Raw genomic sequence first — 17,688 nt, 5'->3', positions numbered from 1 at the left:
TGGTGGATCTCCCCACCTCGGTAAGGGGGGAGAAGAGTTTTCCAAGTCCCCCTTATAAAGGGGGATAATGGTGGATCGTACAAATCAGCCGCCGAATCCTTTCCCGCGACTGCCGCGGCTGACGGAAGGCGTACACAAACAATTGTCAAGTTGGTTTCTTAGGGTGTCATGATCTAAACCTTGTCCGATCAACACCAGTTGGGTTTTCTTCTCGCCTTTCCACTCATCATCATCGATGGAAAAACGCTTGCCGCTGAGGTGGAAAATGTGGCGTTTGGGACTTTCGTCGAACCAGAGAATCCCCTTCGCCCGGAAGACGTTTGCGGACAATTGGTTGTCCAAGAAATACTGAAACTTCCTCAATGAAAGGGGGCGATCGCTCTGGAAAGAAATTGACGTAAACCCATCATTTTCGAGGTGATTGGAATGGTGGTGATGATGGTCGTGGTCGTGGTCGTGGTCGTGGTGATGGTCGTGATGTTCGTGGTCGTGGTCGTGATGATGTTCGTGGTCGTGATGATGTTCGTGGTCGTGGTCGTGGTCGTGATGTTCTTCGGAGCGATCGAAATACTTATCCGACTCGAATAAACCCACGCTCAAAACCAGTGGCAGGGGCACTTGGGATTGGGTGGTTCTGAGAATTCGGGCATCTTTTTTCAGATCCCGAATTCGGACTTCGAGTAAATCCACATCTCCCTCGTCCACCAAATCCGTTTTGTTGAGGACGATAATATCCCCGTAGGCGATCTGACTTTCGGCGGCTTGGGAGTTGAACAAATCCAGGCTAAAATTGGCGCAGTCCACCATCGTGACGATGGAATCCAGGCGGGTCATATCTCGCAGTTCGGTGCCGAGGAAGGTCAGGGCGACCGGCAGGGGGTCGGCGAGTCCGGTAGTTTCGACGACCAAATAATCGACCCGTTCGGGGCGTTCGAGTACCTTGTAAACGGCGTTCACCAAGTCTTCGTTGATGGTGCAGCAGACGCAGCCGTTGCTCAATTCCACCATCGTATTATCTTCGTCGGTGGTGACGATCAATTCGTTGTCGATGCCGATTTCGCCGAATTCGTTCACCAGGACGGCGGTTTTTATGCCGTGCTGGTTGCTGAGAATGTGGTTGAGAAGGGTGGTTTTACCGCTTCCCAGGAAGCCGGTGATGATGGTGACGGGTAAACCCCGCTTGGAGTCGTCCATCGTCTGTTCGGTGTTGGGAGTGACTGCTGATTGCATGGTTTTAGGATTGAAACTGTCGGACACTCGAAAAATCTGTGCTTTTCAGTGTATCGCAATTGCCGGATGTTTCGGGATGCTCATTGCTGATCCCCCCCAGCCCCCCTTAATAAGGGGGGAGTTTCATTGCTGATCCCCCCCGGCCCCCCTTAATAAGGGGGGAGTTTCATTGCTGATCCCCCCCGGCCCCCCTTAATAAGGGGGGAGTTTCATTAGCCTGCCTTAATAAGGGGGGAGTTTCATGGCCGATCCCCCCCGGCCCCCCTTAATAAGGGGGGAGTTTCATTAGCCTGCCTTAATAAGGGGGGAGTCTCATTGCTGATCCCCCCCGGCCCCCCTTAATAAGGGGGGAGTCTAAATTTGAGATTAGATGAATTTGCAGATTCCCCGCTGGGAGGTGCGGATGAACTCGCACAGTTCCCGCACCAAGTCCGAGGTGAAGTCGGATTCGAGTTTTTCCAGGGCTTGGGAAACGTTGAGTTGGGAGCGATAGAGGATTTTGAGGGCGTTTTGGAGTTCCCGCCGCTGCTGTTCGGTGAAGCCGGCGCGCCGCAGTCCGATCGCATTGAGTCCCATGACGGTGTTGGTGCTGAGGCTGCGGGTGATGCAGAAGGGGGGGACGTCTTTTTGGATGGCGCACCCGCCGGACATCATGGCCAGGCGCCCGACGCGAGTGAATTGGTGGACGAGGCAGTTGCCGCTGATGAAGGCGCGATCGCCGATTTCCGCGTATCCGGCTACCAGTGCGCCGTTGGCGATGATGGCGCGATCGCCGACTTTGACGTTGTGGGCCAGATGGGAATAGGCCATCAACAGGCAATCGTCCCCGACGACGGTTTCGGTTCCGGCTTTGGTGCCCCGGTGGACTGTCACCCCTTCGCGAATGACACAATTATCGCCGATTTTGACGCTGGAGGGTTCGTCTTTGAAGGCGAGATCCTGGGGAACGTCGCCCAAAACCGTCCCGGCGTGGACTTTGCAGTTGTTGCCGAGTCGGGTGCCGGCGAGGATGGCGACGTGGGAAGCGATCGCGCAGTTGTCGCCCACTGTTACCCCGGATTCGATGTAGGTGTAGGGTCCGACTTTGATATTATCGCCCAATTGGGCACCGGGTTCGATGATGGCGGTGGGGTGGATGGTCATTGGTGAGCGATCGACGGGGGTAGAGTTGAGCCGAGATACAAAATAGCAGAAAATGCGATCGTTGTATGAAGTCACGTTGGGTATTGCCCAAGAGTTGAGCGGTTCAATTCGGACACTCAGAAATTTACCCGGTTCTATTACATATTTGTTCGACAAAACGGCTGAACAATTTGATGCGGATTATATTCCCTGGCCGATTGATGAAATCAGGGTCAATGATGCGGTGAATTTTATCGAACAGGTTGTCGAAAGCATTCACCACATATTGACCTAAATTAAAATCAACGATTGACGCAATAATCCAAATTCAACAAAACGTAAGAATAGGCGCGATCGAACCACTTTCCCCAAATCCGATCGCCCGGTTGGGAGTCGATAAAGCGGTTGACTGTATTTTGCCATTCGCGATCGCCGGCGGGGAGAATGATGCCGTAAAAATCGCAGGTGAGGGGTTCGAGGGGAACCAAAGTATAATTGTCCAGATTCAACCCCTGGCGGGCGACTTCTCCGAGGGCGAGAATGCCATTTTCGGCTACGGTATCGACTCGGTTTTGAGACAAAGCTGCGATCGCGTCCTGGATTCCAGTTTGTCCGCGAAAATAAACTTCATCCGCTTCCGGATATTCGGTGTTGAGGAACTGCTCCGATGTCGTATTTTTCACCACGCCAACTTCCACCCCGGCGAGGGTTCCATCCGGGTCGATTTCCGACGCTTTATCCTGTTGCACTAAAAAATGTGTTCCGGAAATAAAGAAGGGATTGGAAAAAACCACACCCGACAGATTTTCTCGGATAGTATTCGGTCCGCATTCGAGGTGGACGGTTTGATTGCGAACCGACTGATAGCGGTTGTCCACGTTGGAAGGAAATTGGATAACTTCGATGGGGACAGAAGACTGCAATTCCCGCTCCAGCCAATCGGCAAAACTGGCAGCCCAGTCCACGCAGTAACCCACCCATTGCTGTTTGTTATTGATAAATCCAAAGGGGACGGCATCTCGTCGGATTCCCACTTTTAAAACCCCGGTTCTTTTGATTTCTTCCAAAACCGTTTTGTCCCGTTCCGGTTCGGCGACGACTGTTGTTTCGGGGATAATTGCCATTGGGGGAGAACTACCATAGGCGGTTTCTAATGCTTCGGGAGTCAGGGATTCAATCTGATAAACGTTCAATTTTTGTTGACTCATTCTCAAGCCGTAGGCGGCGCTTAAATAAGGCAAATAGCTGTCATCTTCGCTCAAATATGCTTTGAAAAATGCCACATTTAACCCGAAAAAGTAGGGTCGTCCCAAATCAAAATTATCGCCCAAAATAAATTTTGGGATGCCGGAAATCCCCTTGGTTCCCTCTTGAATACTGGTGCTGAAGTGAGTTCCAGGAACTAAATAGGAGAGATATTTTTTGGGTGCATTCATCCAGATAAAGGGGTGTACCTGTTCTTCAATAACGGGGGTGACAATATCGTTTGCCCCCGCTACCATCAAAATGGGAACTTCGATATTGCTCAAACCTTCTGGCCCGAATAGGGCGCTAGTGAGGGGGTGGGCGGCGATCGCGGCGTCGATGCGATCGTCCCGCAAATTATAATCAGAAGGGGGCAAATAAAGCCCCCGACATTGTAATAACAAAGAAACGTTTAAAGAGAAGTTTTCGGGGGCGCAAACTTGCCGAAGTCTCGGGAGGTTAATTTGTGCCCCCGCCAGGGAGAGGGAAGTCGTCCCGCCAAAGGAATTTCCGGTCACGCCAACCCGCGTCAAATCGAGGCGTTGTTTCCATTCCGGAGCGGTTTCTATCAACTGTTGCAATTCGTCGAGTAAGTAGCTGATATCTTCGGGGCGGCTGACATATTCGATGGGACTCAAAAGCAGGCTGACACTTCCTTTTAAAAAGGCTTCTCGGTAGCTCAAATTGCTGCCGATATGCTCGGGAACTGCCACGACAAAACCGTAGCTGGCGAGGTGTTCGGCGAGGTTATTGTTGCCCCGATAGGAGCCGAAACCGTGGCTGATGACGATCAGGGGGGCGGGTTCGCCGAGGTTTTCTGGGAAATAAAAATCGACCGCCAGGGGATAGGAACCGGACAGCCCCGTTTCGGTTTGGCGGAAGCGATCTATTGCAAAATTAAGCTCAGTTTTTGTGTAGGAATAGGGGCCAATTTTTTGCAAGTCTGGAAGTTGGGAGAAGTCGATCGCGGGTTCGGTGGTGGCTTCCCGTTCGGCTTCTTCTCCGATGGCGATCGCCGCCGTTTCCCGATATTTGAGAAACTTGGGAAATTCTTCGGCTACCTCGATCAATAAATCCGTATTGACGCGAATATTGGCGGCGGGAAATTTTCGCATGATGCCGATAATACTCAAGCCTTTTGGATCTTCCGATGCGGCAATGACCGCCGTTTTAATGGCTTCGTAACCGTTGCTATTTTCTTCCGCTTGAATGACTTGTCCGAGGCGGATCATCAGGGCTTCTCCGAGGGGCATTGTCACCATGCGGCGGACGAAATCGGCGGGGATGGGGGCGTGAATTTGTAGGGCGACGCGGAGACGTTGGCGATCGCTTTCGCTCAAAAAACGGGAATAGAGGGCGAAGTCGCCGGTGATTTTTCCTTCTTTTGCAAATACTTCCAGGGCATCAATGGAGACGTAAATATCCGTCAGTGGGGGTATAAAAAAGGCGATGCGATCGGCGCCGATCGCGGGTTTCGGCTTCCCGAAAGGCAGTCCACATCCGAGGCTCAAAAATAAGCCGACGTAAAATAAATTTAAAATTTGCTTTGAAAGGTTCCGATGGGATTTTTTCATGGGTTCTCGATTTAAAATGGTGATTGATTGGACTCGAATCGTTGATTTTACAGTCTATTTCTGTAATTCGGCGATCGCCCGTTCCAACTGCTCCGTCGTTAACAATGGAATGAAACTGAGGCCGTAAGGTTCCCGGGCGATCGTCCCGGCGTAGGATGCCCGCAAAAAGGGGCGGTAGTCGGGGTTTCGAGCCAGGTTAACTTGAAAAAATGCCAATCCAAAAGCCGACATATAGGATGCAATCACATCGGGGTCACTGCTGACAATTTGGCCGAGGGATTCTTCGTCTAGGGCTTGAAATTGGGCGATCGCGGCGGGGTTGAAATCGACGTGATTCGCACCCCGGACGAGGGCAAAATACCGCTCCGGCGAGGAGAGGCTGGTGACGGAATCGATCTGTTCGAGGACGACGGGGGTGAGCAGATCGGCACTTCCGGACGCCCAAAAAATTGGGATGGCAATTTTTTCTAAACTCTCGGGTCCGAAAATCGCGCCGTTCACCGGATCGACGACAAAAGCGGCGGCGATGCGATCGTCTTTTAGTTGATAGGAACGGCGGGGAACTTCTAGAGCCCGACATTGCAATAATAAGGACAGATTCAGCAAGTCGATGGGGGGGCGACAATTGGTTTCGAGGCGGTCGAAATTGAGGGGAGCACCCGCCAACGTCAGGGCTGTATAAGCTCCGAAAGATTGACCCAAAATTCCGACATTTTCTACATCCAAAATCCCATTAAATTCGGAAAAATTGCGTTGCTCCAGTTCGTCTAAAACGAAGCTGATATCTCGGGGGCGATCGACAAATTCACCGAGTTTGAAACTTTCGGATTCCTCTCCTTCAAAAAAGCGTTGCAGGTGGGCGAAGTCGCTCCCCGGATGGCGGACGATCGCCACCGCAAACCCGTGGGAGCTCAGATGTTCTGCGAAGGGCCGCCATCCCACAGCGGTGGAACCCAAACCTGGAGAAATGACGATGACGGGTACGGTGTCTTCGAGGGGAAATGAAGGATAATAAAACGTCACTTCAATTTCCCGATCGCGATCGCGATCGAATACAGTTAGAATCCGTTTGGAAACATATAAATTTCCCGGTTGTTTGGGATCGGGCAAGTCGTCGTAATTGACGGTTGGTTCGGTTGAAGCGATCGCGATCGTCATGTTTTCCAAAGCTTTATTGAGGGTTTCGGTTTCGGTAATAACGCCCTCGATGCGATTCGCCAATTCCAGGAGCGCTGCGATGTTCAGTTGCAACTCTCCGGGAAATTGTTGCAACAGCTCAAAAACCGAAAATTCTCCATAATTTTCTGTCACTTCAAATAAGGTTTCTCGCAGGGCATTCGAGCCATTTTTTCCGTCCCGAACGCGGAGGATTTCTCCCAAACTTTGCAGAAAAATTTTTCCCATCGGGGAATTGAGAGACTGTCGGACTTGTACAGAACCGACACCGAACCGCATTTGTAGGAACTCATTCAGCGTTTTTTGATGGTAGGGCTGCAAAAATAAAAAGTAGGGAAAAAGTTCCCAGTTGACTTTTCCGGTGTCGGCATAAACTTTTAAGGAATCGACAGAAACCGATGTTTCTAAAGGGCCGTATTTGGCATAGATGCGATCGGTCGCCCGCACCGGAAGGGCGACAAAAAAAGCCAATAAACTGCCCAAAGTCAGGGTTTTAAAGGGGCGAAAAATGTTAAAAATTGTCGGTCCGTTCATTCCGAGTTTGCGATCGCGATAATTGTATTAATCTATACTGCAATGTGGGATGTGATGTCCTCCATTTTAAGCGGTTCGGCTGGGAACTGGGGGTCGAACTTCCCGTATCGCCCGAGTCGCCGGCCCGGAGTCCCGCATCCGTTTCCCGGGTTCCGATCGCCGTTGCCAAAAATCCTTATGAAATCAGAACACAAATGGCTGAAACCGTGCGATAATAAAAGTATATAGAATTACCCGAAGATATGGCGACTTAGAGTCAACGGACTCGGGACAGAAATAATTCCTAGCTGCACTGAAAGGGGAGTTCTTGAGGTGGATGAAGTAGAAAGATAACCCAAACAGAAAAAGGAGGTACTCAACAATGGTCGCTCTGGAATGGCTGCGAATTTTGATTCCCGCCGTATTTTATCTCGGTTGCGTCTACTTGCTGCTGGGTTGGATACCGCAAAAGACGGAAAGCTGAGATTTCGATCGGAAACCACAAATTTTGAGGGAAAATGGGTAAGGTGGCGATCGCGAATCGTCCCGTGGTGTGAGAGACGCGACAAATGAAGACAAAAAATCGATGGCAGATCGTGCTGGCCTTGGTGGCTGCGATCGCAATTCTTGTAACCCATCCATCCCAAAAACCCGTCCAAGCCTTCCCTGCGGGGGAGGCTGGTTTCGTGGATACCGGCGACCATTGGGCGGGATCTTGCATTGGAGAATTGGCCCGCCGTCAAATTCTCAGCGGCTACGGCGACAATACTTTCCGCCCTGAAGCCCCCATCACCCGGGCGGAATTTGCGGCGGTCGTCAACCGGGCATTTCCAACCGTTCCGGCTACCGGGCGATCGCCCAATTTTGTCGATATTCCCACCGATTATTGGGCCTACGACGCCATTCAGGAAGCGACAAAAAAGGGGTTTTTATCCGGTTATATCGGCAGTATTTTTAACCCCACAGTCAAGATTCCGCGAGTGCAAGCCCTCGTCGCGATCGCCACCGGTTTGGGCTACGAACCGCAGCAATTACCCCCCGAACAACTCGGAAATATCTTTAGGGATGGGGCAGAAATTCCCGAGTATGCGACCGAGGCGATCGCGGCGGCGACGGAAAATTGGCTGGTGGTGAATTATCCAGATGTTCGAGTGTTGAATCCCAACCGTCAGGCGACTCGGGGAGAGGTCGCATCCTTCATCTGTCAGGCGATCGTGGACTTCGACGAAACCGCGTTAGTTCCCTCCCAATACATCGCTAGAATTCCGGTTTCCGATCTGCAAACTCCCCAAACAAAACGCCCCGAAGATCGACAGCAAAAATCTCAATTGCGACCCTCAGAACTGCCCGAACGGGAACCACAAATCCCAGAACAAGTACCCCAATCTCCCCCGGCTGAACCGGAACCGCAACCCGAAGTCTCCCGAGAAGAATCCCGAGAAGAACCCAGAGAAGCGACCACAAAAACCGCCGAATTTGACGGGTTGCAAGCCGAACTTTCCTACAATCCCAGCCCCACTCCGCAGCTCAATTTCAAAGTCATTCGGCGGGGAGAAGTGGTTTTAGATGCCCCCATCCCCGAAACCCTTCCGGGAGAATTGATATCGGTCGATTTTGCCAAAAGTCGCATTTTAGATATCAGCAGTCTGGACTTGGACGGCGACAAGGAACCGGAGGTTATCTTGGACTTTAAAAATGGGAATTACTACTCCCTGATTTATCATTACAAGCCGTTCGGAAAAGAGTATGCAGTCTTGCCCAAAAATTGGGGTGAGTGGGGTTACGATTTGCAAGAAATTGGGGAGGATGAATCGCCGAGGTTTGTGGGGTACGATCCGCGTTTTGCCGAGGTATTTGACGTGCGATCGCAACTGCAACTCCCGATTCAAATTTGGGAATATCGCTACGGAGAATTGCGGAATGTCACGGTAAATTATCCCGAAATTGTGGAATCGCACCTCGATCGCATCTGGAGCGAAGTCGAACAATTGCGACGACTCAATCGGAACATCCGAGGCGGACTGGCGGCTTATTTGGCGAATCAATATTCTTTGAATCGCGGGGAGTCGGGATGGCGACGGGTGCGATCGGTTTATCAAGGAGCGGACGCGGACGAATTTTTTGCGGATTTGCGACGATTTTTGATTCGGACGGGTTACATTCAACCTTAACCTGTATTGAATTTCTAATTGAGGAAGGCGATCGCATCCACTCAAGAATTTAGAGCCGATGCAATTCGGGGATTTTTGGGATAGAATATTGAAAATAAAATGCGATCGCAAATTTTCAAGTTCCAATTGACGATTATTAGGTTAAACTGTATTGAGTCGGAGATAGGCAAGAAGAGGAAAAGCTGATGCTCAATGGAATTAAGAGGTTACTGGTCAAGACGAATTACGGATGAACACCGCTTTGTCTACAAAGTCACAGATACGGAAATTATCATTGTTAGTTGCCGTTTTCATTATAATAATTGAACGTTTCAAATAACCGCCGATTCCAACATCTGAATCGTACCCCGATCGCCGTCAATTTCCACTTCCACCCCGATCGCGATCGTGAATTGATTGCGAATGTGTCCGATCGCCGATCCGTACCAGGCCGGAATTCCCAACGGTTGAATTTGATCGACTAACACCTCCCACAAATTGAACGTCGGTTTCTCATCATCCACCGTACAGCGGCCACACTGTCCGAAAATAAATCCCGATATCCGCTCCAAAATTCCAGCCAATTTCAACTGAGTCAAAAAGCGATCGACCCGGTAAATATCCTCGTTAATATCCTCAACAAACAGAATTTTTCCCGACCAATCTGGGAGATAACTCGACCCCGCCAAACCCGCCAAAACCGACAAGTTACCGCCGACAATTTGACCCCTGGCGCGACCGCCGGTAATGGTTTCAACCCGAATATTAAACGGATTTTCAAATAAAACCTTTTCGCCCTCAAACAGAACTTTCTGCAAATATCTCAGGGAAAACTCATTCCAGCGAGAGGTTCCCAAAAGTCCGTGAAACGTCACGAAACCGCATTGAGAATAGAGGGCCAATAATAACGCCGTGATATCGCTGTAACCGATAACAATTTTGGGATTATTGCGGATCGTGTTATAATCCAATAAAGGCAAAATTCGGGCGCTCCCCCACCCCCCCGCAGCCGCCACGATCGCCCGCACTTCGGAATCAGAAAACATGGCATTAATATCGGCCGCGCGATCGCGATCCACTCCCGCTAAATAACCGTAGCGATCGAGAAGGTGGGATGCCATTTTAATCTTAAGTCCCTGTTGACTCAGTTGAAAGGCGATCCATTTTAACTCTTCCTTTGTAATCCACCCCGCCGGGGCGACAACCCCCACCGTATCCCCCACCCGCAGCCGAGACGGTTTGACAACGGGAGAAGATGTCGCGATCGCCGGAAGTCCCGTTCCCAACAGCATCAACCCCAACCCTTGCAACAATTGACGGCGAGTTTTCATGCCTGTTATAGAATAAATGGTTCTGTTTTTTATGCTACTACGGTATTTTCCAAAATCGTTATCGATCCCCCTAAATCCCCCTTGAAAAGGGGGACTTTGAGTTACTCGATCCCCCTAAATCCCCCTTGAAAAGGGGGACTTTGAGTTACTCGATCCCCCTAAATCCCCCTTAAAAAGGGGGACTTTGAGTTACTCGATCCCCCTAAATCCCCCTTAAAAAGGGGGACTTTGAGGCATTCAATACCTCTTAATAAAGGGGGACTTTGAGTCGCCCTATCCCCCTAAATCCCCCTTAAAAAGGGGGACTTTGAGTCGCCCGCTCCCCCTAAATCCCCCTTAAAAAGGGGGACTTTTTGCGAGATTGTATCTCCTTCCAAACGAGCGCCCCTCTTCTCCCCCCTTTTTCAAGGGGGGTTGGGGGGGATCTCCCGATATGATACAATCCAGATCAACAATACAATCATAATTTTAATCTAAAATGAATCCTCATATTTCCAGAATGGAATCCGTCCAATCCCCGATCATTCCGATTATTGGAAAGCTGATCCGCAGCCATCCGGGGACAATCTCCCTCGGACAGGGCGTGGTTTATTACGGTCCCCCACCCGCCGCCGTCGAGGAAATATCAAAATTTTTTCAAACCGCCGAAAATCATAAATATAAAGCAGTAGTTGGCATCGCGCCATTGCAAGAAGCGATCGCCCGCAAACTCCGCACCGACAATCAAATTATCATCGGCGATCGCAACGCCATCGTCGTCACCGCCGGCAGCAATATGGGGTTCATGAACGCCATTTTAGCCATCACCTCCCCCGGCGACGAAATTATCATCCAATCTCCCTATTATTTCAACCACGAAATGGCGATCGCAATAGCCGGCTGCAAGGCTATCGTCGTCGAAACGGACGAAAACTATCAACTTCGCATCGATGCCATCAAAGCCGCAATTACCGACAAAACGCGGGCGATCGTCACCATTTCTCCCAACAATCCCACCGGGGCAGTTTATCCCAAAACAGCACTGCAAGAAATCAACCAAATCTGCCGCGATCGCAGCCTTTATCACATCAGTGACGAAGCCTATGAATATTTCACTTATAATAATGTCAGACACATTTCCCCCGCCTCCCTCCCCGACAGCGAACCCCACACCATCTCATTATTTAGCTTGTCCAAAGCCTACGGTTTCGCATCCTGGCGGATCGGATACATGGTAATTCCCCAGCATTTACTCGTCCCCGTCGAAAAAGTCCAGGACACCATTTTAATTTGTCCCCCCGTCATCTCCCAATCTGTGGCATTGGGGGCGTTAAACGTCGGGGCGGACTATTGCCGAGAACACATTAAAACCATCACCAAAGTTCGGGAAATCTTTCTCGAAGAATTGGAAAAACTGGGGAATTTTTGTACCGTTCCCCCCGCCGACGGTGCCTTTTACTTTCTCCTCAAAATTGAGACTAAATTTGGGGGGATGGAACTTGCAGAAAAACTGATCAGAGAATTCGGGGTCGCCGCCATTCCCGGCACCACATTCGGAATGGAAACCGGCTGTTATTTGCGAGTGGCTTACGGGGCGTTGCAGCCCGACACGGCGGCGGAAGGCATCGGGCGTCTGGTGAAAGGTCTGAAAAGTTTGGTCGGCTGAAATTTCGATGACGGGCTACCATAGAAACAATCGCAAACGGTAACGTCCCATGCCTCTATCCCGCCTGTTGATTATCATTTTCGGCATCTGCCTCATCCTGGTTTTGACCATTTGGCTGGTGACATCCATCTCCTGGCTTTACACGCAGGTCGCCTGGGCTGCCCACCCCATTTTGGCAAACTTGCTGGTGGTCATATTGATCGGGCTGTTGGGACTGGCGATTTATGCGTTTATCTACTATTTTCGGCTGCTGCAACCTCGCGGCCCGTCCCGCAAAAAACGCCGCCCCCAGCTTCGCATTCCCCTCGACAAATCCGAGGCTGCGGAAGCCTCTTTGCAGGGGTTGCGGCAGCAGGTTTCTCAAATTCAAGATGATGTCGCCCGCCAGGTGTTGCTGAGTCGATCGCAAGAAATTGAAGCGAACCTGTCAAAAGGAAACATTCAAGTCGTCGTATTCGGGACGGGTTCGGCGGGTAAAACATCTTTAATTAATGCGTTGCTGGGTCGCATGGTGGGGGAGGTAAACGCACCGATGGGGACGACAACCGCCGGGGCAACCTATCAGTTAAAATTGATCGCTTTGGAACGGGATATTTTAATTACGGATACGCCGGGAATTTTGGAGGCGGGGGAGGCCGGTTCCGAACGGGCGGAAATGGCGCGATCGCTGGCGACCGAGGCGGATTTGTTGCTGTTCGTAGTGGATAACGACTTGCAGCAGTCCGAGTTTATTCCCCTGCGAACCCTGGCGGAAATCGGCAAGCGATCGCTGTTAATTTTCAACAAAACTGACCTCTACACGGAAGAAGATAAAAATACCATTTTGCTGCGACTGCGGGAACGAGTTGGCGAGTTTATTTCCTCCAAAGACGTGATCGCGATCGCCGCCAATCCCCAATCAATTCAGTTGGAAAATGGCGATACGTTCAAACCCGACCCCGACATCATGCCCCTGATCAATCAAATGGCGACAATTTTGCGGGCGGAGGGGGAAGAATTGGTTGCCGATAACATCCTTTTACAGTCCCAAAGGTTGGGAGAAGAAGCCCGCAATTTGATCGACACCCAGCGGCGCCGTCAGGCGGAAAAAGTGGTCGATCGCTATCAATGGATCGGGGCGGGTGCGATCGCCGTGACACCCCTTCCCGTCGTGGATCTGCTGGCGACAGCCGCAGTCAATGCCCAAATGGTAGTGGAAATAGGCAAAATATACGGTTGCGAATTAAATATTGATCGCGGGCGAGACTTGGCATTATCTCTGGGCAAAACATTGGCGAGTTTGGGCATCGTAAAAGGAGCGATTCAATTAGTCGCAACCGCCCTACATTTTCACATCGGAACCCTCGTCATCGGCAAGGCGATCCAAGGGGTTACAGCCGCCTATTTAACCCGCATTGCCGGCCGCAGTTTTATCGAATATTTCCGACAGGATCAGGACTGGGGAGATGGCGGCATGACAGAAGTCGTGCAGCGGCAATTTCAACTCAACCGCCGGGATGAATTCGTGCGAGGATTCATCAAAGATGCGATCGCCCGCGTCGTGGAACCCCTCAACCTCAACCGACCGCCGGAAGAGGAGGAAGAAACGTTGGAAATCGAACTGCATCAACCCGAAGTCGAATCCCCCTATTTCGAGGGAGATGATTGGGGCGATCGCCGACACCAGCGAGAGGATTGGTAAAGCCATTAAAATTATTGAGTCTGGGGTGATTAGGACAAATCCTCTCTCCGTGTCCTCTGTGCCTCTGTGGTTCAATGATCCGAACGATGTCGATGGGGACGGAGAAACGACATTTACCTTCCCGTTTGTCACCATCGAAGATGTGTTGGTTCTGGATGAAAATACCATCCTCGTCGCCAACGATAATAACTATCCCTTCTCCGTCGGTCGCGGGCCGGATATCGACAACAACAAGATCATTATTTTGGAGTTAGATGAACCCCTGGATCTCGACCCGCGTCTTGGCGTTCCCGGCGACGACATCATCGAAGGAACCGATGAAGATGACACCCTGTTTGCCGGGGGAGGCGACGATTTGGTAGCCGGAAATCTGGGCGATGACAATATCGACGGCGGCGACGGCTATGACATCCTGCGGGGCGACGAAAACAGCCGTTCTTCCGGCAATTCCGAAGGTGGAAACGACACCATCAACGGCGGCGATGGAAGCGATCGCATCGGCGGAAGCGGATTCTTTGACAGAAGGTAGCTTCTTTTCCATCTAATTTGACCCAGCCCTTTCCTCAATCGAGGGGGGGCTACATCTTCTTTTCTCCTTTCCTCTGTTTCTCTGTGGGGGCAACCTTATCGGGTTGCCCTTGCCGGAAAAGTGGATGGGTTGTCAGGATTTGAAATGATTAAAATTCCAGCTCCTACACACTATTTTTCTCGACAACATTATCGATAATTTGACTCAAGCGTGCTCCGGCAACCGCATCCGAAAAATGTCGCTCCGCATATTGACCGGCTGCTTTTGCCAATTGACTACGCAGTGCCGAATCAGACCACAGTTTTTCAATTGAATGGGTCAAATCATCAACGTTATTCGGTTGAACGAACCACCCTGTTTTGCCATGCTGAACGTAGTCTTCTGAACCGACACACTTAGTTGAAATCATAGCGCGTTTCATCAGCATTGCATCGATAATTGTGATTTGTCCTGATGCTACTGGCGTGTCATGTAAAGGAACAATGTTCAACCTTGCTTTCTGGGCTAAACGATGACATTCGTCTATCTTTATACGCGAGTAAACCTCAACTTGAGGGGGGATTTTTAAGTCGGATAAAGCGTGTTCACCCGCCACGACGATGGTTCGTATTTTCAGCTTTTCTACAGCTTGAAAGAGTGTGCGATAATCCCGGTTGGCAGATCCCATTGCCAGGATAAAGGGTTTTTGGGTCTCTTCTTCTTCTGTTACAGAAATATTTGGACGGTTCAGTGGGACGAATTCAAAACGTTCTTGAGGAAGCCCCAACCATTGACTTAGCACCTTCCTTTCCTGTTGTGAATGGACGATAAATTTATCAATCTTCTGGAGAGCAAAGCGAGACATTCGCTGTTTGAGGCCGGGATAACACTGGCCGACGTTAAAAGACCAAGCAATGACAGGAATAGGCCGACTAGAAAGACGTTGCTGTAAGCCTGTTGTTACTGCCAGTTGAGGAAAGGCGGTAATAATTCCTCCTAGTGTCGCTTTCTTGGCTTCTACGCTTTGATTCCAGAATGCTTTCCATTCTGACAGTGACGTGCTTGATGAGCAATTTAGATTGCCGAAGGCATCCCGACGCGGAATTTTAGTAAAATCATATTTGCTTCCGGGAACCCAATCATCTAACCACTGTTCGTTGGCGATAAAGTCGTCGTTGATAAACGGTGCAACAACAGACCAATGCATAATCATCAAGCTCCCATTCTAAACTGGTTAAGGAGACAGTTAATTCACCCTGCTCCATTTTTCATCAATTCTTTTGCATTGAATGCAATGATTTGGAATACTTACGTTGTTTCCTTTCCACTTAGAGGAATGGCTAGAAAACTTTATGCGATCGCGTTTTCAAGACGGGTTGAAGTGAGGACAAAGAGCAACTTGTTTACAAAAGTTTACATTTTCACGAAAGCATATATCATCAAACATAATATCAGACATCGTGAAAATTGTCAACATTTTGGGGATGGACTTGACATCAAATCACTTGACGCGAAAAATTATTAAAAACACAACATAACTTCATAAATCTCAAAACGACTTCCAAAAAAGGTATTGAGCAAAAAAACGATCGCCAATTTACCGACGATCGCCCGACAATTATGAGAAAATCTATCCTCCCCTGTCCCCCCGGCTTCGACAGGACACCCGATCGCACCCACCGCCAATCTTCCTTCCCCAGATCGGTTAAAAAGAGAAAAATATCGCGGAATGTTGATATTGTCCGATATTTTTAATTGTGAAAATTCGTTCGCGATCGCGGTTCTGACTCCCTTTTTTTGCCAGTCATTCAATCGGCCAACAATTATATGGGAGAGCGATCGCGTGTAGATGAGGGGAACTCCCACCGATTCGAGCAATTCGGCTTTGATGCGATCGCGTTCCATCGCCTCCGGGGAATCGTGAAAGTGAGATTTGCACTCGACATTAGAACAAATCGTTGAAACTGATAGTTATGAAAAAGAAACCGGGTTTCTAGGACATTTTTGCATCTCGAGCAAAATCTTACTGAAGAAACCCGGTTTCTCACTATTGAACTTACCCCAACCCAAACGACCAGTCGCCGTTTGTTAAGCACATCTTTAGAACACAGACGTACTGAAGTCATCCGAGGAAATCACCCCAGCATCAATACCCACGAATTCCGCCAGAATCTCGGAACCCAAAGCAATTTGAGTTTGACCGTTGACGGAAGTGATGGTAAGTTGCTCGAAACTGATGCCGCCGTCGAGGACAATAATATCCTCACCGCTGATAAAATCGGTGATGGTATCCGGGCCGTAACCGGGGACGAGGACGAAGCGATCGCTCCCATTCCCCCCGGTCAGCAGGTCTGAACCCTCTGCCCCGATGAGGATATCATCCCCATTGCCACCAGTGAGTTGGTCGTTACCTTCCCCGCCGTCGAGGGTGTCATTACCCCCGTCACCCAAGAGTACGTCATCACCCTCACCACCGTCCATCAGGTCATCTCCCTGACCGCCGTAGGCCGTATCATTACCAGCATTACCGGAAATGGTATCCGCCTCTTGGTTGCCATAGAGGACATCATTGCCCTCGTTGCCCTCCATCAGGTCAGACCCCTGGTTGGCGAAAATGATATCATCACCCTCGCCACCTTTCACCTGGTCGTCCCCCTGGCCGCCGTAAACCTCATCATTGCCGTCGGCGCCATCGAGAATGTCGTTTCCTTGGTTACCATTGAGCCAGTCGTCCCCCTCGTCGCCGGAAATCGTGTCATTTCCGAGGTTGCCGAACAGTTCGTCATTGTCTGCACCGCCGAGGATTTGGTCGTCATCCTTGCCACCGAATACGGTATCGTTACCCGCCCCGGCATCAATGATATCGTTACCTTGGTTGCCGTTGAACCAGTCGTCCCCGGCGCCCAAATTGATATTATCATTACCCGCCAACGCGAACAGTTCGTCAGCTTCCGGGGTTCCGGCTAAGGTGTTGTTTCCCTCACCCGGTTCGGAGTCGGAAACGGTGATGTTGTTGGAAAAAATCAACGGAAATGCGATCGTACTGATAGAATCGACGACCTCGTAGATATCCAACACCATCGGCAATTCCAATTCGGTTTCGGTTTCCAAATCGTCGGAAGAGGTGTCGCCGTCCCCAGAAGTCGAGTCATCCGCCGAGTCGTCAGGGAGGGAATCAAAAACGGGAATTGAGGGTTGGGTGAAACTCGAAGTCATCGAGTCATCGTCCGAGTCGTCCGTATCGTCTGCCGAATCGTCCGTCGAGTCGTTCGCGTCATCTGCCGAATCGTCTGCCGAATCATCGGTGGAATCATCGTCCGTATCATCTGCCGAATCATCTGTCGAATCATCCGTCGAATCATTCGTCGAATCATTCGTCGAATCATCGATAGAATCATCGTCCGTATCATCTGCCGAATTATCTGCCGAATTATCGGTGGAGTCATCGGTGGTAGCATCGTCCGTCGAGTCAGTCGAGTCAGTCGAAGTTTCACCCAATATGACAGAACCATC

General features: G+C 50.3%; 14 protein-coding genes. 6 read left to right on the top strand and 8 right to left on the bottom strand.

Going from position 1 to position 17,688, the window contains the following annotated elements; translation table 11 throughout:
- Positions 1-84: 84 nt before the first annotated feature.
- Both AC0QHF_RS26175 and lpxA read right to left on the bottom strand, forming a co-directional pair.
- Positions 85-1,230: a CobW family GTP-binding protein gene (locus tag AC0QHF_RS26175; protein ID WP_324707214.1), complete on the bottom strand. Its 1,146-nt coding sequence runs from the start codon at positions 1,228-1,230 to the stop codon at positions 85-87.
- Positions 1,231-1,596: 366 nt separating this feature from the next.
- On the bottom strand, positions 1,597-2,448 hold the full coding sequence (gene lpxA / locus AC0QHF_RS26170; protein WP_324707213.1) for an acyl-ACP--UDP-N-acetylglucosamine O-acyltransferase: 852 nt from the start codon (positions 2,446-2,448) through the stop codon (positions 1,597-1,599).
- Between lpxA and AC0QHF_RS26165 the strand changes: the two genes are divergently transcribed.
- Positions 2,426-2,647: a hypothetical protein gene (locus AC0QHF_RS26165; protein ID WP_324707212.1), complete on the top strand. Its 222-nt coding sequence runs from the start codon at positions 2,426-2,428 to the stop codon at positions 2,645-2,647. The two genes, lpxA and AC0QHF_RS26165, sit on opposite strands and share 23 nt — an antisense overlap.
- Before the next feature lie 7 nt (positions 2,648-2,654).
- Here AC0QHF_RS26165 and AC0QHF_RS26160 read toward each other — a convergent pair whose 3' ends face one another.
- On the bottom strand, positions 2,655-5,171 hold the full coding sequence (locus tag AC0QHF_RS26160) for an alpha/beta hydrolase (RefSeq protein ID WP_324707211.1): 2,517 nt from the start codon (positions 5,169-5,171) through the stop codon (positions 2,655-2,657).
- Between the two features lie 54 nt (positions 5,172-5,225).
- A complete protein-coding gene (locus AC0QHF_RS26155) occupies positions 5,226-6,881 on the bottom strand; it encodes an alpha/beta hydrolase (RefSeq protein ID WP_324707210.1) in 1,656 nt (551 codons plus the stop codon).
- A gap of 548 nt (positions 6,882-7,429) precedes the next feature.
- Here AC0QHF_RS26155 and AC0QHF_RS26150 point away from each other — a divergent pair.
- Both AC0QHF_RS26150 and AC0QHF_RS26145 read left to right on the top strand, forming a co-directional pair.
- Positions 7,430-9,031: an S-layer homology domain-containing protein gene (locus AC0QHF_RS26150; protein WP_324707209.1), complete on the top strand. Its 1,602-nt coding sequence runs from the start codon at positions 7,430-7,432 to the stop codon at positions 9,029-9,031.
- A 192-nt stretch (positions 9,032-9,223) separates the two neighbouring features.
- A complete protein-coding gene (locus tag AC0QHF_RS26145; RefSeq protein ID WP_324707208.1) occupies positions 9,224-9,337 on the top strand; it encodes a Txe/YoeB family addiction module toxin in 114 nt (37 codons plus the stop codon).
- Between the two features lie 5 nt (positions 9,338-9,342).
- On the opposite strand, the gene AC0QHF_RS26140 is transcribed toward AC0QHF_RS26145, so the two are convergent.
- Entirely contained in the window at positions 9,343-10,341 is a 999-nt protein-coding gene (locus tag AC0QHF_RS26140) for a S66 peptidase family protein (RefSeq protein WP_324707207.1), read from the bottom strand.
- Positions 10,342-10,819: 478 nt separating this feature from the next.
- Here AC0QHF_RS26140 and AC0QHF_RS26135 point away from each other — a divergent pair, with 478 nt between their 5' ends.
- Genes AC0QHF_RS26135 through AC0QHF_RS26125 form a run of 3 tightly spaced genes read left to right on the top strand, consistent with a single transcriptional unit; the run spans position 10,820 to position 14,196 of the window.
- Positions 10,820-11,986: a pyridoxal phosphate-dependent aminotransferase gene (locus tag AC0QHF_RS26135; protein ID WP_324707206.1), complete on the top strand. Its 1,167-nt coding sequence runs from the start codon at positions 10,820-10,822 to the stop codon at positions 11,984-11,986.
- A gap of 49 nt (positions 11,987-12,035) precedes the next feature.
- Entirely contained in the window at positions 12,036-13,667 is a 1,632-nt protein-coding gene (locus AC0QHF_RS26130) for a YcjF family protein (protein ID WP_324707205.1), read from the top strand.
- Positions 13,668-13,716: 49 nt separating this feature from the next.
- A complete protein-coding gene (locus AC0QHF_RS26125) occupies positions 13,717-14,196 on the top strand; it encodes a hypothetical protein (protein WP_324707204.1) in 480 nt (159 codons plus the stop codon).
- Positions 14,197-14,359: 163 nt separating this feature from the next.
- On the opposite strand, the gene AC0QHF_RS26120 is transcribed toward AC0QHF_RS26125, so the two are convergent.
- The 3 genes from AC0QHF_RS26120 to AC0QHF_RS26110 all read right to left on the bottom strand — a co-directional run.
- Positions 14,360-15,382: a glycosyltransferase family 4 protein gene (locus tag AC0QHF_RS26120; protein WP_324707203.1), complete on the bottom strand. Its 1,023-nt coding sequence runs from the start codon at positions 15,380-15,382 to the stop codon at positions 14,360-14,362.
- 314 nt (positions 15,383-15,696) lie between these two features.
- Positions 15,697-16,080 (bottom strand): hypothetical protein, encoded by a 384-nt coding sequence (locus AC0QHF_RS26115; RefSeq protein ID WP_324707202.1) that lies wholly within the window; start codon positions 16,078-16,080, stop codon positions 15,697-15,699.
- Between the two features lie 195 nt (positions 16,081-16,275).
- A partial coding sequence (locus AC0QHF_RS26110) for a calcium-binding protein (protein WP_324707201.1) occupies positions 16,276-17,688 on the bottom strand: 1,413 nt, incomplete at its 5' end.

The organism is Lyngbya sp. CCY1209, assembly GCF_055795065.1.
This window is presented reverse-complemented; position numbering and strand designations above follow the sequence as displayed.

Coding starts and splice junctions, on each gene's coding strand:
- AC0QHF_RS26135 (WP_324707206.1), top strand. CDS start 10,820: ATGAATCCTCATATTTCCAGAATGGAATCCGTCCAATCCCCGATCATT.
- AC0QHF_RS26150 (WP_324707209.1), top strand. CDS start 7,430: ATGAAGACAAAAAATCGATGGCAGATCGTGCTGGCCTTGGTGGCTGCG.
- AC0QHF_RS26120 (WP_324707203.1), bottom strand. CDS start 15,382: ATGCATTGGTCTGTTGTTGCACCGTTTATCAACGACGACTTTATCGCC.
- AC0QHF_RS26155 (WP_324707210.1), bottom strand. CDS start 6,881: ATGAACGGACCGACAATTTTTAACATTTTTCGCCCCTTTAAAACCCTG.
- AC0QHF_RS26160 (WP_324707211.1), bottom strand. CDS start 5,171: ATGAAAAAATCCCATCGGAACCTTTCAAAGCAAATTTTAAATTTATTT.
- AC0QHF_RS26115 (WP_324707202.1), bottom strand. CDS start 16,080: ATGGAACGCGATCGCATCAAAGCCGAATTGCTCGAATCGGTGGGAGTT.
- AC0QHF_RS26165 (WP_324707212.1), top strand. CDS start 2,426: ATGCGATCGTTGTATGAAGTCACGTTGGGTATTGCCCAAGAGTTGAGC.
- AC0QHF_RS26145 (WP_324707208.1), top strand. CDS start 9,224: ATGGAATTAAGAGGTTACTGGTCAAGACGAATTACGGATGAACACCGC.
- AC0QHF_RS26175 (WP_324707214.1), bottom strand. CDS start 1,230: ATGCAATCAGCAGTCACTCCCAACACCGAACAGACGATGGACGACTCC.
- AC0QHF_RS26130 (WP_324707205.1), top strand. CDS start 12,036: ATGCCTCTATCCCGCCTGTTGATTATCATTTTCGGCATCTGCCTCATC.
- AC0QHF_RS26140 (WP_324707207.1), bottom strand. CDS start 10,341: ATGAAAACTCGCCGTCAATTGTTGCAAGGGTTGGGGTTGATGCTGTTG.